Origin of the sequence: Mucilaginibacter agri (genome assembly GCF_009928685.1) — a bacterium.
Taxonomy (GTDB): domain Bacteria; phylum Bacteroidota; class Bacteroidia; order Sphingobacteriales; family Sphingobacteriaceae; genus Mucilaginibacter; species Mucilaginibacter agri.
Genome location: NZ_WWEO01000045.1, coordinates 683,573 through 708,885 on the forward strand (window position 1 = coordinate 683,573; position 25,313 = coordinate 708,885).

Sequence of the window (25,313 nt, forward strand, 5' to 3'; positions counted from 1 at the left end):
GCCTATTTTACTTTAGCGGTGTCAACCAGCTCGTCTGGCATAACCATGTTCATTACCCAACCAATAAACTTATTACCGTACGATTTTAAATATTCCAGATTAAGCTGCTGAGGTTCTTTAAAACTTTGTCCGGCTTCAAATACGGTTAATATCCTATCAGAAAAAGTTATCCACTCTTTCGATTTGTTTAAAGTTTCTAATGCTGATGCCTCGATAATGATCACATCAAACACTTGTTTTAAGGCTTCTATTTTAGAAGTGATAACCTGCTGCGAGGCTACTTCTAAAAGCGATGCGCTACCATTTCTGTTACCCATAAAAGTAATATTCGATACAGATTCGTTGTTGCTGGCATCTACCTTACCATTTAAATAATCTTCGAGGTAAATTTTAGGGTTAATTAGTTTAGTAATGCCCGGATTGATAAAGTTACCGTCGATAAGTAAAACTTGTTTGTTGATGGCCGCAAAAGCATAAGCCAGGTTCATAGACAAATAGGTTTTACCTTCGCCTTTCGTTATACTGTTAACTAGCAATACCTTATCGTCCTGCATTTCAGTTTCAATCTCAAATCGTATTGATTGTAGCAGATTGCGAAACGTGGCAACATCCGGCGTATTTTGCCTGTCGTGCCAAACCTTATTCAAGTCGATAGAGGCAGTATTTAAAAGATTTAGGTAACCAAGAACGGGTGTTTTGGTTTTGTTGGCCAAGTCTCTTGGGGCTTTTAACGAAGTATCTAACAAAAACAGCACGAAGAATACTGCGATACAGAACACAAAACTTACAATGCCGCTAATAATAACCAACAGCATTTTTTTAGATGGCTGGGCCATACCCGGCATAGCCATGCTAACTTGTTTTAAGCGTGCCGTAAAGTTAGATTCCAGGCTCATTTGATTATACTTCTGCAACACGTCGAGATATTCCTGACTGGCAACAGTAATTGCACTTTCATCGCCTTGTACAACAGCTTCATGTGGCACCAGGGTATGCAGCCTGTCATTCAACGCCGCCAATTGCGATGTCATGGAGCTGATGCTGTTTTGAGCAACTTCTTGTTGTACCTGCAGATTTAGTTTTTGCTGTATAAGGTTCTGTTTGTTGCTTAGCGGATTGGTTATATATTTATCGGATGATTGGTTAACCTGGCTTTCAATTACTCTTCGTAATGAGTCAATAGAGTTCTTATACCTCGGATTAAAATTGCTTTGCACATATTTGCTATTCAAATCCTGCAATTGGGCACGACTGTTTACAATGCTTTGGTTAATCCTAACCATGGCGCTCTCTAAATATTTTCGGTCGTTAGGATCAAACTGCTTGTCGATATTACCAATAGCACCCTGAAAAGCCACTGCATCTTTTTTTGCCTGATCTAACTTGGTTTCAAAATCTGCTATCTGGCCGTAAAGCGCTCTTGCCTGTTCGTTAAGATTGAACACATGATTTTTGATCTTATAATCCTTCAGATCGTTCATGCGCTTGGTTAGCGTATCTTGTTTAGCTTTGGCCAAAGTACCCAGGTAGCTTACGGCCTTACGCTGGTTGTCTTTTAACAAAAAGTTAAAGTATTCGATCATCTCGCCGCAAAGTGTGTTTACAATCGACGCAGCAAGCTCCGGATTATCCGTTTCCATTTCTACCTGTACAAAATCGCTATTCTCACTACGGTATACGGTAAGCGTTTTTAATATCGACTGATCATCGTAATGCATAGAGGTCAACAAATCATACATCCCCTTTTGGTCCTTATCAAACAACGAAAGGCTTTGACGATTTTTATATAAGTTGCTGTAAACGGCAACCGCATGCTCCCTTGCACTCTGGTTCATGCTTTCCATCAGCTTACTCGGAGTACGGTATGGGGTTTTGCTCGTAAGGTCATGGATCATGATCTGGTACGAAACCTGATCGAGCATTTTTTTGGAACGGATCAGTTGAATAATATTGGCAAACTCCTGGTTTATCCTCGATTCCTGAAGCACTTCCTGTCCTAAAGTTTGTTGAGTTTGGTCGACAATACCTGTGGAAATTTGTGCCTGAGAACTATAACTGTTAGGCTGGTTACGTACCAAAAAATACGTGATTATAATTGCCACTAATGGAATAATGACAAGGGTGTACTTATGCTTTTTAAGTAAGGTAATAAATCCTTTAATCTCCATTATTTAACGCTTTCGAGTGTTTGTCCAAGTAATTCTTCCAGATCGGCGCGGGCATTAAGCAGGTTAGCTTCCGCCGCTATACGTGTTTGGTTGCGGTCGGCAAATGTTACCTGCGCTTTGTTATAATTTTCGTAGGTATCTTCACCCTTCTCAAATTTATGCCTCAATGTTTTTACGATCTGATCCGCATCCTGCGCCGATTGCGATTGAATCTTTAATTCGTTTAAACGCAATATGTATGTGTAATACCGTTTTTTAACCTCCGTTGTGAGGGTTAAAAAATATTCGTCGCGCTCACTATTGGCTACCAACAATTCTTGCTTGGCCACACGTACAGCATAAGGTTTTTGCAAAAAGTTACCAAGGTTAAAGAAAACGCCGGCCTGTATACCATTAAAATAGCTGTAATTTTGTCCCGTAGTTGTGCCACCAGCGGTATTAACTATGGTTGCGCTATGCGGCTGGTAAACGTATGAAAACGTAAATGCATCGAAATACGACGCCCTGGCCTTACCTATATTTTGTTGGGCTATTTCAATATGATTTTGCAGGTTTTTTACCCGGGGATAGTTAGCCTTGGCAGTGGCGATAAGTTTACTTAAATAAGCCGTATCGATATCTTGAATTATTGATGATTGAGCTTTGGTTGATTGGCTAACCGATAATAAGATTATTACAAGTAATAGTATATAAGTAGGTGTCTTTTTCATTAACAAACAAGTCATCGTCAAATAAGCTTAATACGATCGGGTGCTTAAAAGTATGCAAATCATTTTACACGCCCAACTAACAAGCTAAAATGAATATATAGTTACTACGATGTGCGCCAAAAAAAAGTTTTGGATAGCTATAATATATTTAAGGCCCGGCAATTTGCCGGGCCTTAAACGCTCAAATTATATTAAAACTATTAATTTGACAGCTCTGCCTTATAATCCAACGACTCGTAGATAGAATTGTTAGACTTAAACTCCGGCACAATTTCTTTCATTTTAGATACCATACGGGTTGTATTACCTGTAGCTGTGGTCTGTATCAGTTCATCTACTTGTTTTACAACCAGCTCAAAGCTGTATTCTCTAACTTTAGCCACCATAATTTTATGATGGTGTGTTGGTATGGTGTTCTCTTCGTCGTTAAGCAATTCTTCGTAAAGCTTTTCGCCTGGACGTAAACCGGTAAATTCAATGGCTATATCCTGGTTAGGTATTAAGCCCGAAAGACGGATCATCTTTTTAGCAAGTTCAACAATTTTGACTGACTTGCCCATATCAAAAATAAAGATCTCACCGCCATTACCCATCGAGCCAGCCTCTAATACAAGCCTGCAGGCCTCTGGAATGGTCATAAAGTAGCGTGTAATTTCGGGATGGGTAACGGTAATCGGCCCGCCTTTCTCAATCTGAGCCTTAAATCTTGGAATAACCGACCCATTAGAACCCAATACGTTTCCGAAACGGGTAGTGATAAATTTGGTTAGCTCTTTTCTACGGTTGTTATTAAGATGACTTAGGCCGTTTTCATAAATAACGCCTCGCTCAGAGAAAGAATTGAACAATGCCTGTACATAAATCTCTGCAATCCGTTTAGAAGCCCCCATGATATTGGTTGGGTTCACTGCCTTATCTGTAGACACCATTACAAATTTCTGCACGCCGTATTGCACCGAAAGATTGGCTATAATTTTGGTACCTAATATATTGGTACGGATTGCCTCTGCCGGGTTGTGCTCCATTAACGGAACATGCTTATATGCGGCTGCGTGATATACATAATGTGGCTGGAAAGTCTTGAATAACGTATCCATGCGATTCTTATCCCGCACATCACCAATAAAAGAATGAAAGATCTGGTCTTTACAGGTATCTTCCAGTTCTAGTTGTAATTCGTGCAGAGGTGATTCGGCCTGATCGCTCAAAATGATCAGCTGCGGATTAAAATGAATCAGCTGACGAACAATCTCACTACCAATTGAACCCGCAGCACCGGTAACTACAATACGCTTGCCGCTAATCTGCTCGGCAATCGAATCGTTGTGAATCTCTATCGGCTCACGTTCCAATAAATTTTCAATTTTTATCTGCTGAATTTGCTCAGAGTTAATATGCCCATTGATCCAATTAGTAACGGGGGGCAATGTTAGTACACGGATGTTATGCTTCAAACAGATATCAACTATCCTATTCTTCCTTTCCGAACTCAGGTTGTTTATAGCGATTATCAGATCATCTATCTTATCGTGGAGTTTTATTAGCTTCTCGAAAGAGTTAACCGCATGAATTTTTACACCTTCAATATTCTTACCTTCTTTCCGGGTATCGTCATCAAGAAACGCATTTACAGTCATGTTAACTACAACATCATGGTCGAGCGTTCTTTTTGCTGCCATACCAACTTCGCCGGCACCATAAATAACTACATGTCGCTTGTCGAGGTTTAAATTCTTAATATATAAGAAAAAGTACTTCACTAACACTCTGTAGCTAACCAGCAACACAAAACTGCACAATGCATTTATCACCAAAACCACGTTTGATATAGCCGGTTTTAAACCATAGGCCATCAGCGTCATATTGGTGATAAAAAAAGCAAAATTACTAATGCTGATTGATAACACTATGCGATGGGCATCCTGAAAACTGGTATAGCGTATGATACCCGCATAGGTTTTCACACAAACAAAAACGATAATATTTATTGATGAAAAAATAAAGATGTTTCTCCAGAAAGAAACCGCGTCAATATTATAGATATCAAAATTATACCGTATGAAATATGCTAGTCCCAGTGAAAACATGCAGATAATCATATCCAGCATAAATATTATCCAGCGTGGAACTATGTTTATTGATTGAAACATTAGATAGGTGTAGAGTTAAAATCAGATATATTAAGAATCCTTTACAATATTAAAAATAAAATATTCACAAACCTAACCTTTAAATACCGTGCTGTATAAACACAAGGTTAATTTTTTTACAAAAAGCCAGGTTTATTAGAGTGTTATTTACATTACGCAGGCTTTTAACTGTATGATACAATCAAATGACAATTCTGTTTCAATTTTATGGAGATGCATAAATTACTATTAGATGAATAAGTCATTCAAAAACCTGACAAACAATTATTTATGTTAAAATAAGCCCTCAAAAAATAATTAAACCTAAAGACCAGGAGTTTTTAATTATTGTGCCCGATGGCTAATGAGTTCAATGTTCGGGAGTAATTTCGCACAGCAAAAAGGTTAACATTAAATATGGCGTTTTTTTTTCTTAAAATTAAATAGGCTCCGAAAATTGGGTGTTTTAACGGTATCAAGCTTTAGATGGATAAATATTTGAAGGCAAGAAAGATAAAAGTTCTTAACCATTTAATTATCAGCACAATGAAAATAGCCGTAAAAAAGGCAAAAAAGGCTCCGAGGTAGGGTGCCATTTTTTTTAAAAAAAACTTTGTAATAGTGGTTCCATAAACCTACCTTTGCATTCCCTTTCGGGATGTAGCGTAGCCCGGTATCGCGCCACATTTGGGATGTGGAGGCCGCAGGTTCGAATCCTGCCATCCCGACAAAAAGCGATACCAAAAAAGCCTGTAATTTTTACAGGCTTTTTTTATTTTCAGACAATTTTATAAAGCGCAAATCCTAATTAATAATCTGTAAATGGTAATGTTGTTGAGCCTCCCCAAACCGGGTTTGCTGATACATTTGCCGATTGGGAATTATCGAATAGTGTACCTGTGAAAGTAACCATGGTATTAGCATCTATTTGCGTATTATCTGATACGTATCTTGTATACAGCTGATTACCGGCTGCATCGTACGCAAATAATTGGATCGAAATACTCGTAGCAAAAGTTGTGACGCCGAATGTGAAACCCTTCTTCCCAATTTCGGCCGGTGTAACCTGATGATGGAATGTTAAAATAGGTAAACCGCCGCCATTACCATAGTTAGGCGTGCCTGTAAATAAATCATAAGCACCTGGTAAGCTTTGCCATAAACAATCTATACGTGCAACATTTGTAGGTATGGCATCTTGTATTACCACTTTTGCCTTGCCTACTATACGTTCCATAACCACGTCGTAATTGGTACGTGCATTAACTGTAAGGTTAAGTACTTTTGCGAAATTATCACCGATAGAATCGCTTCGGAAGAAACTACCGTCATCGGATGCATATAAATCCCACTGTGAAACAGGCACTTCGTAATCAAATGACATCGCCCCTACTTTTATTCGGCTACCGGTAGAACCCAAAAACACTACCCTGTAATTTCCATTCGGTAGGGTGTCTCTGATGGTTCCAAAATTAGCATCGGTTGATTTTTGAACAACCTTTTTAATAATAATGCCGGGGCTGTCAACACTTGTTACATAGTATGATAAAACTTTGATTACGTCTTTTAACGCCTGCGTTTGCTTAACCGCCGTTACAGCCTTCGTTCCAAACGCACTTGTTTGGCTGCTAAAAGCAGATGCAGAAAATGAAACCGGATATTTGGTTACCGCGACAGTAGGATCTGGCTGATTTTTAACAACCATCGTGTTGTCTTTTTTGCAGCTGGCCAAAGCCAACACAAAAATCATTAATAATGTAAAGTTTGCTTTCATAGTGGTAGAATTAATTTCAAGTTGTATTTACCAATATTTGTAGAGTGATCTAATGTAGGTGAGAAATATTAAAATGAGTCCAAAAACGGCAGAATGGACACTATCTGAGAAATTATGTTCATTCAACTATATCGCTTTTGCAATCCGGCGAAAACGATACAATACGCAAATTTTTATTAATAGTCTGTAAACGGAACCGTCTTGATGTTGCCCCATGTAGGGTTTATACCCACAATAGTCGTCGAAGGATTATCGAACATATTGCCAGAAAAGATAAGCTCCGTATTAGCTATTACAGGGTATCCGCCACCATCGGCTGCATAACGGTCAAATAATAATTTACCCGCCGCATCATAAGCTCTTAGATTTATTTGTGTACCATCTTGAGGAAAACTCATGGCGTAAAACGTTAAGTATCTCGTCCCTATTTCGGAAGGCAAAACCTGATGAACAAATGTTGTATACGGAAAGCCGCTGCCACTACCCTTATAGTCTTCGTTGGTAATCAGGTTATATCCATCAGTAAAAACTTCTCTGCATTCTATACGGGCTACATTTGCAGGGATAGGATCCTGTATAACTACATCTACCTTCGCCGTTAACCTTTCCAGTTCTATGTAAGTGAAGGCCCTTTCGGAAACTGTAACTTTAACTACTTTTACGAAAATGTCTCCCAACGGACGAGGTGGGATATAGCTTTGTGCTTCATTAAAAGCGAATAGATCCCAGGTTGATTGCGGGGCTTCCCAATCATAAGAATATGGAACAACATCTGTTCCGCCTTCTGTTTCGCCTAAAAAAACCACCCTATAATTTCCTTTTGGCAGCGTATCTCTGATGACCCCGAAATCAGGATCTGTAGATTTTTGGATAACCGTTTTAATAATAATTCCCGGGCTGTCAATTCGGGTTACGTAGTATTTTAAGAAATTGATATAATCTTTTAAAGTACCCTGGGTTTTCTTGACACCGTTTATTGCTTTTAAACCAAGGGGCTTAGAGTTGGCACTAAAAGAGGTTGAAAATGAAACAGGATATTTGGTTACCGCAACTGGAGGGCTGGGCTTATCTTTAACAACCATAGAGTTGTCTTTTTTGCAGCTGATCAATGCAACCGCAATAACTATTAAGAGTGTAAGGTTTGTTTTCATAGGGATTTAATAAAAATGATTTTATATATCCATAGTTTGATTAATAGTCTGTAAACGGTAATGTTGTTGCCGGCCCCCATACCGGGTTTGTGGTTATATTGGTGATTGAAGAATTATCGAACAGCGTGCCCGAGAAAGTAAGCGTTGTATTAGCTTTTACAGGTTCGTTGTCGGACACATAACGATCGAATAATACATTACCTGCCGCGTCAAACCCGAATAACTCGATGTTGGCGCCCGTAGGGAAGCACGTTGTGGAAAACGTAAAGCCTTTAGTGCCGATGTCGGAAGGTACAACGTTGTGAAAAAACGTTATAAGAGGAACGCCATTGCCGGTACTAAACACCTTATTTGAGATTATGTCATACCCTCTTGGCAGACGCTCCCTACATTCTATGCGAGTTACATTTGCTGGTATCGCATCTTGTATAACTACATTTATCTTTCCAACTAACCTATCCATAACAATATCGGTGTTGGTTCTGGTAGTTACCGTTAGGGTAAGTACTTTTAGGAACACATCACCCATGGAGCTCGGAGACAGGGGGTAACTACCTGGGATATCATCAAAAACGTATAGAGGCCAGAGTGATTCAGGGTTATCCTCATAACTGTTATTATATGCAGCAACATCTATGTCTTTGGTCTCTGTGCCTAAAAAAACTATCCTGTAATTTCCATTTGGTAACGTATCCCTGATAGTTCCAAAGTTAGCATCCGTCGATTTTTGAATAACTGTTTTAATAATAATACCGGGGCTATCAATACGGGTTACATAGTATTGTAGGAAACTGATCTGGTCTTTTAAAGCCTGTGTTTTCTTAACACCGTTTACTGCTTTCGTCCCAAAGGCACTTGTTTGGCTGCTGAAAGCAGAAGCAGAAAATGAAACAGGATACTTGGTTACGGCAATGGTGCTTGGCTGTTTTTCCGGAGTTACGGATTTGTCTTTTTTGCAGCTGAACAATGCAACCGCAATAATCATTAGCAGTGATAGATTTGTTTTCATAGTGATAAAGTTAGATCGGGTATTAGGTACCGGTGTTTGTAGAATAGCCAAATATAGGCGAGATAACACCAAGTATAACAATTAGTTACAAAACGGTAACGATTTGGGAAATACTGTAAAGCAACAAAAGCGCCTAAAATTTCTATCGATCTTTTTATGTCCAAAATCATTTTATCAACTTATATAATGGCTATCTTTAGAAGTAGTTAACCGATAGATTATGAAACATTTCCTAAACGTTATCCCGCTTTTTGCAGCAACAATTGTTGCAGCATCGTGCACCCAGCACGCCACCACCGATCAAACTACTGCAACTATCCCCGACTCATCAATTATTACGGTTACAGTGCTTACTAAAGACCAGCAAGCCAAACTAAGCCCTGACAGTATAATTGCCAGTTTAAAAGAGGGAAATCAGGATTTCATTGAAGACAAATTGACTATCCGCAACAACTCGGAAAGAATCCGGGAAGCTGCTTTAGGGCAATACCCAAAAGCCGTAGTCCTTTCGTGTCTGGATTCACGCGTTCCGGTTGAAGATGTGTTTCATAAAGGCATCGGCGATCTTTTTGTAGCCAGGGTTGCAGGCAACATTGTTAACGAGGATATTTTAGGCAGCCTCGAATACGCCTGTAACGTATCGGGCTCTAAAGTTGTAGTTGTCTTGGGCCACGAGTACTGTGGCGCTATTAAATCTGCAGCAGATGATGTTAAGTTTGGCAATATCACTCCCCTACTGGCTAAGATCAAGCCTGCTGTGCAGAATGTCCGGTCGACATTTAAAGGCGATACCTCGTCGAAAAACGAAGGATTTATTGAGGCTGTTTGCAAGGAGAACGTACTGCTGACTATTCAAAACATCCACAAGCAAAGCCCTGCACTTAGTGAGATGGAACAGGAAGGTAAGATCAAAATTATTGGGGCTATTTACCACATGAAATCAGGAAAAGTAGATTTTTTATAGCTAGTTGTAGCGTTTGTTTTTAACAAACCGTATAGGTATATGTAGATTATAATTTTGATCCTATTCAAGGCATCAAATCATAATCTTTCGGTTTATTATAAAATAATAAATAACAACCTATATGTCACCTTTATCCAAATGCATTATTCTTGTTGCCATTATTGTTAGTGCTATTGCAGCCTGTAAAAAAGAAAGCGTCGATGCGGACATAAAATTAACGGAGGCAGACAATGGAAAATTGATATCAGTAACCAGAGGAGAAACTATTGCCGTAACTGCCGGCGACCCGGGTGACTCCGGGTATCAAACCATTGATCCCAAATTTGATGCGACCGTTTTAACCCTAAACAGTCGCTCTCATCAAAATCCTAAAAACCCTAAGATGTTGGGCGATTTTGGAACTAATACGTGGAAATTTACAGCAATTTCCACTGGCAAAACCACCCTGAAGATACCCGCAGTTCGAGGTGCAAATACAGATACCCTATGGGTGTTCAGCAATCAGATTACTGTTAATTAGATTAATATCTATGTGGTTTTGATAGGCATTGGTTTTTAAAGGACCGAGGCTTTTGTAAATTACGCTTTATTTTACCCTAAGATATTACTGTTAAGTTTTGGATTCTGGCTGGCATTAACCTGATAGGTTGAGATCTTATTATTTTGCCCTACCTCTACAATCCGGTAGCCTTTGTAGTCGGTCCCCCAGTTACCGCCAAAATGCGAGTCGAACAAATGTGGGAATCGCTTCCCTGTATATCTGATACCATCTAATGAATGATCGTGCCCGTGAAAGGCTGCTTTAATATTTGGATAAGCATGCAGAAGTTCAACCGTATCGGCACAATCTAAAAATATATTCTTCTCTTCGGGCAGCCATTGGTGCGGTGCAATATGCAGTACGGCAAAAACAATTGCCTTATTTTTAAACTTCTCGAATGATTCTTTCAGGAATTTATTGTCCGGACAAACATACTCACCTTTGGTGTTAGCCGTATTGGCGAATACCAGGCCTATATCACCATGCTCTACAGTGTATTTGTCCTCATAACCAAAAACGTTTTTCCATATGGCAGCATCAGCAAAATCATGATTGCCGGGTATGGTGTAATAGGGCACGGCCAGTTTATCTAGATAAGTTTCCTTAACCTTCGGCAGTAGATCGGGGCGATTATGCACCAAATCGCCATTCACAATTACAAAGTCGAGGTGATTATCCTGATGTTCCTTATTCATCCAACCGATCATGTTGTGATAAAAAGTGTCTGAATCGGTTTCCGGTTGTGCGTAATGCCCGTCTGAAACCAGAGCAAAACGCAGTTTAAAATCACCGGCCATCCTTTTGGTTATTTCGTTGCCGGTTGATGCAAAAGAATTTATGGCCGGAAGCAAGTTTATGCCTGCTATCCCAGCAATGCCAGTTTTAATAAATTTACGACGTGTACTGCTCATACGTAGTTTTTCAGGATACAAGATAAATCGATTGATTATTTCTTTAGTTTTTGTTTTACCAACAATTCTTAATAAAACATGCCCTCTTAAATATATTTAAGAGGGCATGTTGATTGGGCAATTCCGATATTGTTAAAAATATCCCGGATTTTGGGTTAAGTCAGGATTGGTCTCACGTTCCGATTGTGGAATCGGGAACAGCAACCTGTCGTTAGTTACGTTGTAGGCATCCGGTGTTATGTAGCTATAGATTTTTTTCAACTGCACACCGTAGGCGTTAATTACCGAAATGGCGTTGCCTGTACGCACCAGATCTAACCAACGGTGGTTTTCAAAGGCAAGTTCCACTCTTCTTTCATGCAAAATAATAGCACGCAAAGCGGTTTGATCTGTAGTATTGGTTACAGCTAAGCCCGCGCGTGTACGTACTGCATTTAAACTGGTAAGCGCCAAAGCCGATTTACCTTGTTCGTTCTGCGCTTCAGCCAACAACAATAATGCGTCGGCATAGCGGTATATCGGCCAGTTATCATTGGTATTGTTAGGGTTTGCGTGCGGGTTAAGGTATTTTTTGATGTAAGGCACACCGGTTTTACCAGCTGCAGGAGTATAATTTAGAATGCTCTTATTTGCGGTGATGGTAAACAGATTACTGCTGTTGTAAGTACCTTCGGCAATAGCGATAGAAGCGTCCTTACGTTTGTCGCCCGCTTCGTAGCTATTGATCAGATCTTGCGTTGGTGTGTTCCAACCGCCAATACCACTGTTATTATCATTGGCAATGCCTGTAATGATCTGTGCATTAGTGGTACGGGGCAAAAATTGATAAATGAAATTACTTTGCTGTCCGCCTTGTAAGCCTTCCAAAAACTGAACCTCGAAAATTGACTCTTTGCTGTTTTTGTTTGCAGTAGAGAAAACGTCCGCATAATTAGTTAACAGGCCGTAACCCATTGCAGGCAGTGTAGTTAACAGAGTCTCGGCCTCGGCCCATTTCTTTTGAGTAACGTATACTTCGGCAAGTAACATGGTAGCCGAACCCTTAGTAGCCTGGCCGCTTTGCGGAAACTTGGTTGGCGCAGCTAACTCATTGATTGCATCTTTAGCGTCGGCAATTATCTGAGCGTAAACAGCATCAACGGGCGAACGTGGTAAAAAGGCCTCATCAGCAGTGGTTACTTCTTTTAAATAAAGCGGAACAGCGCCGAAGTATCTAACTAAACGGAAATAGTTCCAGGCGCGTAAAAACTTAGCCTGACCGTCTATATCACTCTTAGCAGCTGTAGCTACCGTTGATGCGCCAAGGCGGCCAATTACAATATTGGATTTTGAAATACTGCTATAGCAGTCGAAATAAACTTTGTTCGTGTAGGTGTCTGTAGGGGTATCTGTAAAGTCGGCAATGGTTTCGCGTTGCGTGTATGCCGTACCACGATTGGTTTGATAAAATTCGTAATGAGTATTGTCAGAACGCTCTTCGCCGGTAAAGTAATCGTAGTTAAGCAAATCACGTAACGGCGTATAAGCTGCAGTTACCGCCTGCCTAAATTGAGCTTCGGTTTGGTAAAAGTTGCCCGACGAATATTGATCTTGAGGCGTAAGCTCTAAAAAGCTCTTTTTGCAAGATGTTGCCGTTAGCGACGCCAGAAGTATAGTAAGTATATATGTCTTTTTCATGTTGACTTAAATGGGAGATTATTTAAAGGTTGATGTAAGACCGATTGAGAATGTGCGCGGTACCGGATAAGCATTTTCGTCAACACCAATACCCTGCGTTGGGTCTAAACCGGCAAAGTTTATCTCGGGGTTCATGCCAGAGTAACCGCTGATGATAAAGGCTTGCTGAACTGATGCATATAACCTCAGGCTTTTTAAAATAAACTTGTCTTTTAAACCGAAGGTATAACCCAATGCAATGTTCTTAGCGGTAAGGTATGAGCCGTTTTCAACCCACTGTGTGTTTACCGAACGACCAATTGCCGTTGTACCGGTTTTTGTACGCGGATAAATGCCCGAACCCGGATCTTCCGGAGATCTCCAACGGTCTGCTGCGGCAGCTAACAACATACGCGAGCCATCCATATTGGTACGATAAGCCCATTTAGCCGCGTTTAGGATTTTGCCGCCTACCGAGCCAGCCATAGATATGCTTAGATCGAACTTTTGATAGCGGAAGCTATTGGTTAAGCCGAAGGTAAACTTAGGTGTAGGGTCACCGATGAAAGTACGGTCGTTTACGTCGTCTATTACGCCATCGCCGTTAAGATCCTTCATTTTAAGTGTACCCACGTCAGATGCCGAACCATATTTAGCAGAGGTAGCCAAGTCATTAGCATCTTTATACAGACCCAGATTTACAAAGCCATAGAATTCGCCTAAATGATGACCAACCTGGTTTCTGTAATAATCTGAAGTAACCGTATTGTTTCTGCGGATATAACCCGGGCTAACCAATGATTTGATAATGTTTCTATCGAACGAAATGTTAAAGTTGGTAGTCCAGTTTAATTTACCATTTAAGTTAACTGTATTTACAGTAATCTCGTGGCCCCACATGGCAAATGCGCCCACATTGTATTTGATGGTAGAGAAACCAGACGCCTGTGGCACAGGTCTGTCCTGAATCAGCCCGTCAGTTAGTTTGTGATAGTAATCGTAGGTTACCGAGATGCGGTTATTAAGCATTGACAGGTCGAAACCGATATCAAATTGCTTATTGCGCTCCCATGCTAAATTACTGTTTCCCAAGCTACTGATAGTAGTGCCTGGTACCAACGCGCCATTAAACACGTAATTGTAGCTACCTATGGTAGATTGTGCGGGGTAGTTGCCAGAAGTAAAAAAGTTATTGCCTGTTAAACCGTAGCTTGAACGGATTTTGAACAGGTTGATCACCTTTAAGCCTTCCATGAAGCTTTCGTCGCTAACAATCCAGCCGGCAGACACTGATGGGAAGTTACCATACTGCTGATTAGAACCAAACCTTGATGAACCGTCGCGGCGGATAGCACCTGATAACAGGTAGCGACCTTTATAGTTATAGTTGATACGCCCAATTGCCGACAATAAAGCATAGCTCGTAGTATTGCTCGAGCCAGAGGTTATGCTGGTTGCAGCACTTAACCAAGGCACGTCGTCACTAGGGAATCCTGTACCAGCAACCGAGTTACTCACCTGGTTAAATTTCTGCGCCGAATAACCTACCAACGCTTCGATATTGTGATCGCCGAATGATTTGTTGTATTGTAAGTTGGCTTCTGCAGTCCACGAGTAGTTATCAACCGAACTAGAAGTAGCGGTAGCTAATGACGTACTGCTTAATAATGAGTTGTTATATAAATTGCGTGTTTCGGCGCCTTTGTCTACACCCAAATTTGTTTTGAGGGTAAGGCCCTTAACAAATTCGTAGTTAAAATAGCCATTACCCAAAATACGCGTAGTTAGATAATTATCATTCGATAACATAAACTGAGCGTACGGATTAAAATACTGCACCATCGGTGGCGAGTAAGCATACTTAGGATAACTACCATCCGGGTTAACCGGCACAGCTAACGGGCTGGCCTCGAAAATCCTTTCAAATAAACCACCAACGCCGTCGGTATTTAAACGATTGTTATGATCCATACGATAGCTTGGCGCCAGGTTAAAGCCAATTTTAATTTTGTTGTTGGCAATGCTCAAATCTTCGTTTATGCGTAATGAGAACAACTTAGTACCTGTATTCAATAATACCCCTTGCTGATCCTGATACCCTGCAATAACTGTCGAAGATGATTTTTCGCGGGCAGATTTGATGGTTAAATCATAGCTTTGGATTGGTGCTGTACGCGTCAATACGTCAAACCAATTGGTGCCTGTGCCATAACGTTCCGGGTTTAAATAAGTAGTATCCAGTTTACCGGTGTAACCTTCGTATTTAACCCTGTCCTGATAGTATTCATTCTCAAAGTCAGCCCACTCACGTGCGGTCATCATTTTAGGCACTTTATTGGTTGGTAGTTTTTGCACGCCATAATTACTATGGAACTCAATTTGTGCATCGCCCGGTTTGGCATGTTTTGTAGTGATTAAAACCACACCGTTAGCAGCCCTCGAACCGTAAAGCGCGCTTGCAGCAGCATCTTTTAAAATTGAATAAGATTCAATCTCGTCCGGATTAATGTTATTAATGCTACCAGTGATAGGCATGCCATCAACTACAAACAATGGCTGATTGCTTGAGAATAATGAGGCTGCACCACGGATACGGAAATCAATACCCCTACCCGGCTGACCGCTGCTGATAGCTACCTGTACACCTGCCACCTTGCCCTGTAATGTCTGAGCAAATTGAATAACAGGCATATCTTCTAAAGGCGCCGCATTAAGCTGGCCTATTGAACCTGTAACTTCACGGGCACGCTGTTTACCATAACTTACTGTTACTTCTTTAAGCATTGCTCCGCCGGCCAGACTAAAATCTAACGAAGTAGTTTTATTGGCAGAAATCTTTACATTTTTAATAGTTGATTTCTGAAAACCGGTAAAGGATACCTCAATGCTGTAAACGCCCTCGGGCAGGTTAAGCGAATAGCTGCCATCGGCGCCTGTTGTTGTGCCGTTAGTGCTATCAACCACTTTAACCGTTGCGCCCGGCAATACCTGGCGGGTTTCGTCGGTTACTTTACCGTTTAACTTACCATAAGCTTGTTTAAAAAGCAGGATATTGCCAGCCTGTTCCTTAAACGCAATGCCGGTTCCGTTAAGCACTGTTGCCAAAATTGTCTCCAGCTTTTCCTGGCGGAATTTAGAAGTCTTTACAATTTTTTGGGCCAGCGCCAAATAATTGGCATCATAGGCAAATGTAAGGTCGGCTTTCGACTCCACCTGTTTAATGGCTTTATCGAGGCTCTCGTGATCAAAGTCAATATCGATGCGCTTCTCTAAGCTTTGCGCATTTACAGCAGCTGCCTGGCTATAGAGCAGCCCAACCGTAAGCAGGATACTAAAAGATAATATACTAATTCGCATAAATTGCTTCCATAACAGTGTATAGAAATTCATATTTTTGATTGCTTTGTGATGGTGAATAAATTGCTAAGCATTGCTAGCCGGGGATTGCCGTCCCATTGGCATGCAAAAATTATTTAGACGGTCCTGCTTCAACAGGGCCGTTTTTTGTTGGAGGTTTAGTAGAGTGTTATGTCTGTCCCCTCCTTTCTGAAGTGTGTGTTGTGAATCTGGCTGATGACTTTCAAAATCTGATCTGCCTGAAGATTATGTTGTATGCGTAGGGTAAACAGGTAGTTATTTACTTGTTTGTTACCCGGTTTAAGTGACAGCCCGAAGATATTTTTGATAACAACTGCCAGCTCTTTAAAGTTGGCCTGCTTTAAATAGGTGGATCCTGTTTTCCAGCTTTGAATCTCGTTAGGGTTAACTGTAAGCTGTTGATAGATACCCGTGCGTGTTGCGTAGCTTAACTGTTGACCCGGTAGCAACATTGCCAAACATTTACTCCCTTGTGTTACTCCTACCTTACCGGTAGCAACAGAAACCTGTACGTCTTTGAGTTCTCTATAAGCCCTGATGTTGAATGATGTACCCAATACCTGTACGTTAAGCTTGGCTGTATGAACAATAAAAGGTTGCTTCGGATTTCTTTTGATATCGAAGAAAGCCTCGCCTTCAACCAGCTTAACCTCACGTAGTTTGCCTTTAAATGAAGCCGGAACATCCAATCTACTTGTTGCATTAAGCCAAACCACCGAGCTATCGGGCAGCATAATTTGCTTTAAACCGTTGGTGTTTGTATGGATAGCGGTGTATCGCACCTGCTCTGGCGCGTTAGATAAGCGCAGATAATAAATAGTTAACGAGGCGCCCGCCACCAAAACCAAACTTGCTGCAACACGAAAGGCTGGCAGGCGAAAGATTGAAGGTCTTACAACTGCAGTTTTTATTTTGTTACGAATTGCATTCCTAACGCGCTGCTTCTCGGCATCACTTAGTTCTGGCTCTTTATCTTTGTATGATTTGTACCATGCCTCAATCAAGGCATTTTCGGTTTCGTTCGATTGTCCTTTTAAGTACCGTGTTAGTTTTATTCTGAATTTACTAATATCCATATCTGGGGTTTTCAGTATTAAGTCGCTGAAAATCCTCGCAGGTACTTATAATTAAGATGATCTTTATGTTAATTATTTGTGAAGTAGCGGCAGTAAAAGTGCTATATAAGTGAGATGTTTCTCGGGATATTTTTCGGTAATTACAACACGAAGGCGGCGGGTAGCTTCGGCAATGTAATTCTTAACAGTTTGGTCTGCTAAACCAAGTTCGCCTGCTATGGCTTTTACGGAATGATTGTCGCTGCGAAGCTGGTAAACCCTTTTCAGCATGTCGGGCATGCAGTTAACGGCTTCTTCCAGCGTACGCTCCAGTTCAACATAGTCAGCAATGGCGTCTATCGAGTCTTCGAGCAGGTTGATACGCTCTAATGCATTTTGCAACTGGATATCAGTGGCTTGTTTGGAACGGAAGTGGCTGATAACACTAAAGCGAACGGCGCCATGCAGGTAATTTTCAAGTGAAGTATTGATCACCAGGTTTTCACGGCGTTGCCATAATTTAATAAATAACTCTTGTACGATATCCTGCGCAATTACATCGTCGCCGAGCCTGGCATAAGCAGCCTTGTAAAGCTTCTCCCAATAACGGTCGAACAGTACGTCAAACGCTGCATGATCGTTTGCACTGATCTGCTCCAGTAACTTTGAGTCCGAATGATTTTCCATCGCTTCGCGCAAAACTATATTTCCAATGTTAACTTAATTTTAAATCGATGTGCGCCAGCCCTATTTTAAATTTATAATTTGCAGGTAAACATTGCACTCTCGAATACATGTTACAACATCAATAGTTTTAATTATAGTTACCTTTACTCTATTATCAATTACTTATGGAACTAGGTATAAGCACATTTGGCGAAGTACACCCCGATGGCGTAGCCGGCAAGGCAGTAAATGCGCATAAACGAGTACAGGAATTATTAGAAGAAGTTAAATTAGCGGATGAAGTTGGCCTTGACGTTTATGCTTTCGGCGAGCATCATCGCCCCGATTTTGTGGTATCTGCGCCAGAAATATTTATGTCAGCAGCCGCAGCAATTACGAAAAACATCAAGTTATCAAGTTCAGTTACTGTATTAAGTTCAGCTGATCCGGTGCGTACTTTTCAAAACTTTGCCACCGTAGATCTGATTTCCAACGGTCGAGCGGAAATGATAGCTGGTCGTGGTTCGTTTATTGAATCATACCCATTGTTTGGTTTTGATTTGAATGACTATGACGAACTTTTTTCAGAAAAGCTCGCCCTGTTTCTTCAGATCAATAAGCAAGAGGTGGTTTCGTGGAAGGGAAAATTTCGTTCTCCTATCATGAACCAAGGTATTTACCCACGCCCTATCCAGGAATCTATCCCAGTATGGTTGGGAGTTGGTGGCACACCTGCATCTGCAAAACGTGCAGGCTCACTTAACCTGCCTATGATCATCGCGGTATTAGGCAGCGCACCTAAGCAATTTGTGCCATTTGTTGACCTTTACCGTGAATCGGCTGCCAAAGCAGGGCACGATGTTAGCAAACTTCAGCTGGCCATCAGTTCGCAGTTTTACGTAGCAGAAACTTCCGAACAAGCAGTAAACGAGTTCTACCCATCGTACGAAGCCCTGATGAATCGTGTAGGCCGCGATAGAGGCTGGTCGCCAATGAGTAAACCTCAGTTTGAATACCTGCGCAGCGATGGCCCATTAGTGGTTGGCGACGCGCAATTGGCTATTGATAAAATTATGGGGCAATACGAATTATTTCACAATACGCGCTTTGTAGCCCAGCTGGTTACCGGCCATACATCACATAAAAATATCTTAAAAGCTATTGAGTTGTATGGAACTAAGGTTGCGCCTGTGGTAAGGAAAGAGACGGGGGTCGCTAACTAATATTTGTCATACAGAGCGCTAGCGAAAGATCTTGTACGGTAGATCTTCTTGAAGCAGAAGATTCTTCGCTAGTGCTCTGAATGACAATTTAAGATTTTTAATTTCACCCTTTCAATACCTCGGCAAAAATCTCGTAAGATCTTAACCTTGCTGCATGATCGAAGATGTGTGAAGTAACCATCACTTCATCAACCTGGGTTTGATCAACAAAATCCTGCAAATCTGCTTTTATGGTTTCAGGGCTGCCGAAGAAAGCATAAGCCAACATCTGATCGGCAGCTTCTTTCTCCAGGTAGCTCCAATGCCCCTGCATACTGTCCACCGGCGGAGGTAAAAGTTGGCGTTTGCCGGAAACCACACCCACAAAAAATTGCTGCACAGAGGTCGCCAATCTTTGCGCTTCTTTATCGGTATCAGCAGCCACCACGTTTACACATGATAATACATATGGTTCTTTCAAGTGCTCGGATGGGCGAAAATTATCGCGGTATATTTTAATGGCGCTCACAAAAAGGGCGGGCGCAAAATGACTTGCAAATGCATAAGGTAAGCCCATAGCTGCCGCCAGACGAGCGCTGTCATGGCTCGACCCTAAAATCCAGATCGGAATATCCAATCCTTCGCCGGGGATTGCGCGTACTTTGGCGTCAAAGTTATCGGCGGAGAAAAACATCTGCAAACGCTCTACATCTTGCGGAAAATGGTGCGACGCATTAAAATTATCGCCACGGATAGCCATCGCAGTCAATTGGTCAGTACCCGGCGCACGGCCCAAGCCCAGATCAATGCGACCGGGATATAACGAGGCAAGTGTACCAAACTGCTCGGCTATAACCAGTGGTGCATGGTTGGGCAACATGATACCCCCCGAGCCCACTCTGATAGTTTTTGTACCACCGGCAATGTAACCGATTAGTACCGACGTTGCCGAACTGGCCACATTCATCATATTATGATGTTCGGCAAACCAATAACGGGTGTAACCCAATTTTTCGGCATGTTGCGCCAGATCAAGACTGTGTTTAAAACTATCTGCGGGAGTTTGGCCTTGCACCACGGTAGCCAGATCTAGCACCGAGTATGTAAGGTCTTTTAGTTGTTTCGAAGCCATTTATTTATATTTCTGTTAAGCATATGAAGCCACATGCCGGTAGGTAAACAATCAAATTTATAATTTGGTGGCGTACCTAATTGTCAATAAATCATAAATGACTTTGGATATACAAAAGGTTAACATATAACCCGTCGCGAGCAACCCTTGATTCTGTCGTGTTTGTACCCGCTATTTGTAAATCGATAATACTATGTTTGTGTAAACCATTAATAAACAACGCTATGAGTCAGGAAACCAAAATCACTCCATTTTTGTGGTATAACGATCAGTTAGAGGATGCACTTAATTTCTACCCCACTGTCTTTAAGAATACTGAAATTAAAAGCATTAACAAAATGGACGGGAAAGTATTTTCGGCAACCTTTGTTATCGAAGGCCAGGAATTTATGGCTTTAAATGGCGGCCCACATTTTAGCTTCACTCCCGCCATATCCCTGTTTGTTAAGTGCGAAACTCAGGAAGAGGTGGATGATTATTGGAATAAGCTCACAGCCGATGGCGGTAAAGAATCGCGCTGCGGGTGGTTGGAAGATAAGTATGGCTTATCATGGCAAATTATCCCGAATATTCTGATGGAATTACTGTACGACAAAGATACAGCTAAAGCAAACCGTGTTATGCAAGCCATGATGCAGATGGCTAAAATAGATATTGCCAAGTTAAAAGAAGCTGCAGAAAAACAATAGCGCTAGCTTACCAGCCCCAGCAAGTCATCTTTACTCAACGATTTGATAAAGGAGCTGTCTGTACGGATCAGATCATTGGCCAAATCTCTTTTTGCCTGCTGCAGTTCCATTATCTTTTCTTCTACCGTGTCTGGGCAGATTAAGCGCACAGCCATAATATGCTTATCCTGACCGATACGGTGGCAGCGATCTATGGCCTGGTTCTCAACAGCGGGGTTCCACCAGGGATCAACGAGATATACATAATCCGCCTGGGTCAGGTTCAGCCCTGTTCCACCGGCTTTAAGACTGATAAGGAATACGCGAGTGGCGGGATTGGTCTGAAAATCGTTTACCACGGCTTCACGATTGCGGGTTTGCCCTGTCAGATAACTAAAGCCAATTCCCTTGGCTGTAAGTTCTTTCTTGATCAGGTCGAGCATACCTACAAATTGCGAGAACACAAGTATTTTATGATTGGCATGCTTCTCTTCTATTTGCTCTATCAGCATATCTATTTTGGCGGACGCGTTGCCGGGCAGTTTATCTCCGCTTAATAGCAGTGGTGAATCACAAATCTGACGGAGTTTGGTAAGACCTTTCAACACATTCATCGAGCTCTTTTTCAGCTCATCATTATTGGTAGCCGAAATATATTCGCGGAACTCCTTTTCGTAGGCATCGTAAATGTCCTTTTGTTCACGGCTCATTTCACAATACAGCACCATCTCTGTTTTCTCGGGCAACTCGGTTGCTACTTGTTGTTTGGTTCGGCGCAAAATAAAGGGCTTTATCTTAGCCTGCAGTTCTGCAGCCCGTTTACTGTACTTAAACTGATCTATTGGCGTAGAATAAATGTCTTTAAAGTATTGCTTGCTCCCTAATAATCCAGGGCAGGCAAATGATAGCTGCCCATACAGATCGAAGGTATTATTCTCAATAGGCGTACCTGTAATGGCTATCTTATTCCTCGATTTTAGTAGCCTCACAGTCTTATACCGTTGCGATTCAGGGTTCTTAATATTCTGCGACTCGTCTAGGAAAACGTAATTGAAATGATAGTCTTTAATAAAGTTAATGTCCGATAATAACGTGCCGTAAGAGGTGAGGATGATCTCGTAGCGGTTAAAATCTTCTGTGTTTTTAATCCTGTCTGCGCCATAAATAGTATGTATTCTTATGGTGGGCGCAAACTTTGCTACCTCCTGCTGCCAATTAAATATCAGCGAAGTGGGCACTACAATTAAATTGGTATTTCGAATTACCCTTTCGCGCTGCGAAAGGATAAAGGCGATAATCTGCAGAGATTTACCTAACCCCATGTCATCGGCAAGGCAACCGCCGAAATTAAACTCGTCTAAAAAATTCAACCAGTTTAAGCCGTCTTGCTGATAATGGCGAAGCGTGGCGTTAAGTTCAGCAGGTGGTGGAATATCTTTGATAGAATCAAAGTTGTTTAGTTTCTTATTGTAAACGTTTAATTCATGCTTCACTCCGTCATCCAGCATTTCGGCGTCATACAATTGCGCAATCGTCGCGAAATTGATTTTGGGAATACGTAGCGTGTCGTCGTCCGCTATTTCAGCCGAATTAAAGTACTCTGCAAATTTCTCCAGCCAGTCGGCAGGCATAATTCCCATAGACCCATCATCGAGCTGCACATACCTGCTTTTGTTTTTAACCGCTCTGTGCATGTGTTTCAACGAAGCCTTTCTGTTCCCGAAGCTTACGTTAACCAGCGCATTAAACCAATTAATACCACTCAGCACTTTAATATTTATCTTTACCTTATTAGGATTGAGCTTGTTACCCTCCAACTCGTTAAAACCATGTATAGTTATATTATGGTTCTGCCATTCGTCAAAAACGTTCAGAAACCAGTTTTCATCCAGAAAGTGTCTTTTGTGAAGGTAGAAATAGTGCAGATCATCATTTAACTGTTCGGCGAAATAGGGATGCTGCTTAATAAGCAGTGACGTAAATTCAACCTCTGCTGCATCGTCGCGTTTTACTACAAACTGTTTACCCTTTTCGTCCATTGCATAAATAAGCCGACGGGTACGGATGGAGATCTCCATTTCGCCGTAGCGCATCACGGGGATAATCATCACATGCATACCAAAATCAGACAGGTAGATAATTTTCTCCGCTTCATTGGTAAAACCTTGCTGCTTTAGCTGGGCTTGCGTGGCCGGCTCTATGTAATGGTATTTAACCGTAATTGTATCTTCCAGCTTTGAAAGCCATTGCGATTTAAACTCTCCGAATTTGGTTTGATGTATCCACAATCCTTCGGGCTTACTTTTCAGCAATTCGACAACATTAAGCACCTGCAGGTTATCAACCAAATAAAAGATATCGCGAATATTTACAAAGTAGGTATAGCGTACTACAAAATCCTTTAAGAGATAAGTATTACCATTAATACCCAGAGTGGCTTTTATTTCGTAAAACTGATCTTTGATATTTACATTTAAAACAAGCGACCCGGCCGGAAGTAGCCGTACCTTAACAGGATAGACGGCAGTTGAGGTTACCTTGTCGGACATCTCCGGAAGATGCTGATAGAAATCGTATCCAACCGGGTTTTTAACTATGGCTCGCAGCGCAATAATATCAGCCTCTGTTTTTTTAGCATTCAGATGGTTTTGGAACTTGTTTACAGCCGCGTAAAATTTCAACTCGGCAGCATCTTCAACTCCCCATACAAAGTCTAACGGAGGAAGCAGCGTACAAGGATTCTTAACCTTTCCCTCCTTTGTGGTTTGGGCCTTGTATAACTCTATAAACAGATACTTATAATACTTATGCTCCTTTAAAACAATAAACACCTTACTATCCTCCGAGCCAGTAGTTTGAAGCTGAGGTTCCGTAAGCGGAACAATGATTTCGTTAAGTGCATATATGCTTTCGCGCGTTACGGGCGTCAGCGCCTTGGATCGCGGCGATATCACAGCTTTTTTATTATGGTAATTTATCTGAAAAAAAGCATCCAGATCGCGTTCGTTTTGCAGACCATAGTCGGTAGCAAAAATCTTTAGTCTTTCGTGGCGAAGCTTATCATCGAAAAACAACCTGAGCTCATCGTTCCGAATCAAGGCATTAAGAACCAAAGCCTGATGCTCACATAAACGACCGCCTTCTGCGTAGCAACTGCACGAAAGTGATAATACATTCTGTTGTTGTGAAACGCTTACCTGCGGAAAAGCGAAACCGGCAAATTGATTGGTAAACGTTCCGTAACCTAGCCCTATTTTTGAGGGATTAATATGTTGATGAGCTTTTAGATCAAAATAAACACCATTAGAAGCATGCCTGGCAATATCGCTTTCGGTAAGTGTGCCGATACTGACACCATCCAAAATAACACTATGGTTTCCGGCTCTATCTTCCTGATCATTAATTATTTTACTCACTCAGTATTGCTTGTTAACGGGTGCAGTAAATATCCATAACTAATTCAAAATATCACCCTTTAATTAAACATTCCGCAAAAATCCGACAATTTTCTTTAAACCTTTACCTGGTATTAGTTGTCATAAACGCGATTAGCATATAATAAATACTTATGAAAAACATTGCAAAAACCCTGATTATTGCTGGTGCGATGTCCTTAGCGGCATCAGCGTCACATGCTCAGGTAGTAGTACGTGTGCGCCCTGTACACACCGAAACAGTTGTAGTAACACGCCCGGCCCGCCCTACCCCAGCTCATGTATGGGTTAAGGAAGAATGGGGACCACGAGGCAACGCTTATGTTTGGCACGGCGGTTATTGGGCAGCCCCACCCCGTCGCGGAGCGGTATATGTAGCGGGGCACTGGCGCAATACCCGCCACGGTTACGTATGGATACCCGGCCAGTGGAGATAAGAAAAAAAGCACCCTACGGGTGCTTTTTTGTTGTATAACGAAGTGTGAACTTAATTAAGCCTTTTTACAAAACCCAAGGTAGTTTTTCTACGTAAATCCCATATCCTGTAATTAATTATTAAACTTAATTAAGCAACCCAAAACAACAATGCACATGACAGTCATTACATTATTTTATCGCAAGATTTTTCGTTCGTAAACTACAATTGATTTATTGTGATGTATTAACATTATCAATCGTTAAATATTCATCAGAATTTAAGCGGATAAAATTTGTCACTATCGGAGTAAAATATTACTTTTATATACGCTCCAGATTAGAACAATT

18 protein-coding genes and 1 tRNA gene are annotated in these 25,313 nt (G+C 41.3%); 6 read left to right on the top strand and 13 right to left on the bottom strand.

Annotated elements, in window-relative coordinates:
* Positions 1 to 2: 2 nt before the first annotated feature.
* The 3 genes from GSY63_RS23080 to GSY63_RS23090 all read right to left on the bottom strand — a co-directional run bounded on the left by GSY63_RS23080 (position 3) and on the right by GSY63_RS23090 (position 5,028).
* A complete protein-coding gene (locus GSY63_RS23080) occupies positions 3 to 2,168 on the bottom strand; it encodes an exopolysaccharide transport family protein (RefSeq protein ID WP_166588205.1) in 2,166 nt (721 codons plus the stop codon).
* Positions 2,168 to 2,878 (bottom strand): TolC family protein, encoded by a 711-nt coding sequence (locus GSY63_RS23085; RefSeq protein ID WP_166588206.1) that lies wholly within the window; start codon positions 2,876 to 2,878, stop codon positions 2,168 to 2,170. The genes GSY63_RS23080 and GSY63_RS23085 overlap by 1 nt, the downstream gene beginning before the upstream one ends.
* Before the next feature lie 200 nt (positions 2,879 to 3,078).
* Positions 3,079 to 5,028 (bottom strand): polysaccharide biosynthesis protein, encoded by a 1,950-nt coding sequence (locus GSY63_RS23090; protein WP_166588207.1) that lies wholly within the window; start codon positions 5,026 to 5,028, stop codon positions 3,079 to 3,081.
* Between the two features lie 633 nt (positions 5,029 to 5,661).
* On the opposite strand from GSY63_RS23090, the gene GSY63_RS23095 reads away from it, so the two are divergent.
* Positions 5,662 to 5,735 (top strand) — tRNA-Pro (locus GSY63_RS23095).
* 80 nt (positions 5,736 to 5,815) lie between these two features.
* Here the strand turns inward: GSY63_RS23095 and GSY63_RS23100 are convergent.
* From GSY63_RS23100 to GSY63_RS23110, 3 genes are all read right to left on the bottom strand, one after another.
* The gene (locus GSY63_RS23100) at positions 5,816 to 6,781 is read right to left on the bottom strand and encodes a hypothetical protein (protein ID WP_166588208.1); all 966 of its coding nucleotides are present in this window, start codon (positions 6,779 to 6,781) and stop codon (positions 5,816 to 5,818) included.
* A gap of 176 nt (positions 6,782 to 6,957) precedes the next feature.
* Positions 6,958 to 7,932 (bottom strand): FimB/Mfa2 family fimbrial subunit, encoded by a 975-nt coding sequence (locus GSY63_RS23105; protein ID WP_166588209.1) that lies wholly within the window; start codon positions 7,930 to 7,932, stop codon positions 6,958 to 6,960.
* 40 nt (positions 7,933 to 7,972) lie between these two features.
* Entirely contained in the window at positions 7,973 to 8,941 is a 969-nt protein-coding gene (locus GSY63_RS23110; RefSeq protein WP_166588210.1) for a hypothetical protein, read from the bottom strand.
* Between the two features lie 220 nt (positions 8,942 to 9,161).
* Here GSY63_RS23110 and GSY63_RS23115 point away from each other — a divergent pair, with 220 nt between their 5' ends.
* Entirely contained in the window at positions 9,162 to 9,905 is a 744-nt protein-coding gene (locus tag GSY63_RS23115) for a carbonic anhydrase family protein (RefSeq protein WP_166588211.1), read from the top strand.
* 121 nt (positions 9,906 to 10,026) lie between these two features.
* Positions 10,027 to 10,425, top strand: coding sequence for a protease inhibitor I42 family protein (locus tag GSY63_RS23120; RefSeq protein ID WP_166588212.1), 399 nt, complete (start codon positions 10,027 to 10,029; stop codon positions 10,423 to 10,425).
* Between the two features lie 71 nt (positions 10,426 to 10,496).
* Here GSY63_RS23120 and GSY63_RS23125 read toward each other — a convergent pair whose 3' ends face one another.
* From GSY63_RS23125 to GSY63_RS23145, 5 genes are all read right to left on the bottom strand, one after another.
* Positions 10,497 to 11,357, bottom strand: a complete 861-nt coding sequence (locus GSY63_RS23125) for a metallophosphoesterase family protein (protein WP_166588213.1) — start codon at positions 11,355 to 11,357, stop codon at positions 10,497 to 10,499.
* Positions 11,358 to 11,489: 132 nt separating this feature from the next.
* A complete protein-coding gene (locus GSY63_RS23130) occupies positions 11,490 to 13,034 on the bottom strand; it encodes a RagB/SusD family nutrient uptake outer membrane protein (RefSeq protein ID WP_166588214.1) in 1,545 nt (514 codons plus the stop codon).
* 18 nt (positions 13,035 to 13,052) lie between these two features.
* A complete protein-coding gene (locus tag GSY63_RS23135; protein ID WP_208094643.1) occupies positions 13,053 to 16,403 on the bottom strand; it encodes a SusC/RagA family TonB-linked outer membrane protein in 3,351 nt (1,116 codons plus the stop codon).
* 125 nt (positions 16,404 to 16,528) lie between these two features.
* Positions 16,529 to 17,467, bottom strand: a complete 939-nt coding sequence (locus GSY63_RS23140; RefSeq protein WP_166588215.1) for a FecR family protein — start codon at positions 17,465 to 17,467, stop codon at positions 16,529 to 16,531.
* 72 nt (positions 17,468 to 17,539) lie between these two features.
* Positions 17,540 to 18,133: an RNA polymerase sigma factor gene (locus tag GSY63_RS23145; protein ID WP_166588216.1), complete on the bottom strand. Its 594-nt coding sequence runs from the start codon at positions 18,131 to 18,133 to the stop codon at positions 17,540 to 17,542.
* Positions 18,134 to 18,297: 164 nt separating this feature from the next.
* On the opposite strand from GSY63_RS23145, the gene GSY63_RS23150 reads away from it, so the two are divergent.
* A complete protein-coding gene (locus GSY63_RS23150) occupies positions 18,298 to 19,335 on the top strand; it encodes an Atu2307/SP_0267 family LLM class monooxygenase (RefSeq protein WP_166588217.1) in 1,038 nt (345 codons plus the stop codon).
* A gap of 103 nt (positions 19,336 to 19,438) precedes the next feature.
* Here GSY63_RS23150 and GSY63_RS23155 read toward each other — a convergent pair whose 3' ends face one another.
* Positions 19,439 to 20,446 (bottom strand): LLM class flavin-dependent oxidoreductase, encoded by a 1,008-nt coding sequence (locus tag GSY63_RS23155; protein ID WP_166588218.1) that lies wholly within the window; start codon positions 20,444 to 20,446, stop codon positions 19,439 to 19,441.
* A gap of 224 nt (positions 20,447 to 20,670) precedes the next feature.
* On the opposite strand from GSY63_RS23155, the gene GSY63_RS23160 reads away from it, so the two are divergent.
* Positions 20,671 to 21,135: a VOC family protein gene (locus GSY63_RS23160; protein WP_166588219.1), complete on the top strand. Its 465-nt coding sequence runs from the start codon at positions 20,671 to 20,673 to the stop codon at positions 21,133 to 21,135.
* A 2-nt stretch (positions 21,136 to 21,137) separates the two neighbouring features.
* On the opposite strand, the gene GSY63_RS23165 is transcribed toward GSY63_RS23160, so the two are convergent.
* A complete protein-coding gene (locus GSY63_RS23165; protein ID WP_166588220.1) occupies positions 21,138 to 24,530 on the bottom strand; it encodes a DEAD/DEAH box helicase in 3,393 nt (1,130 codons plus the stop codon).
* A gap of 152 nt (positions 24,531 to 24,682) precedes the next feature.
* Between GSY63_RS23165 and GSY63_RS23170 the strand changes: the two genes are divergently transcribed.
* On the top strand, positions 24,683 to 24,985 hold the full coding sequence (locus GSY63_RS23170; RefSeq protein ID WP_166588221.1) for a YXWGXW repeat-containing protein: 303 nt from the start codon (positions 24,683 to 24,685) through the stop codon (positions 24,983 to 24,985).
* Positions 24,986 to 25,313 lie beyond the last annotated feature (328 nt).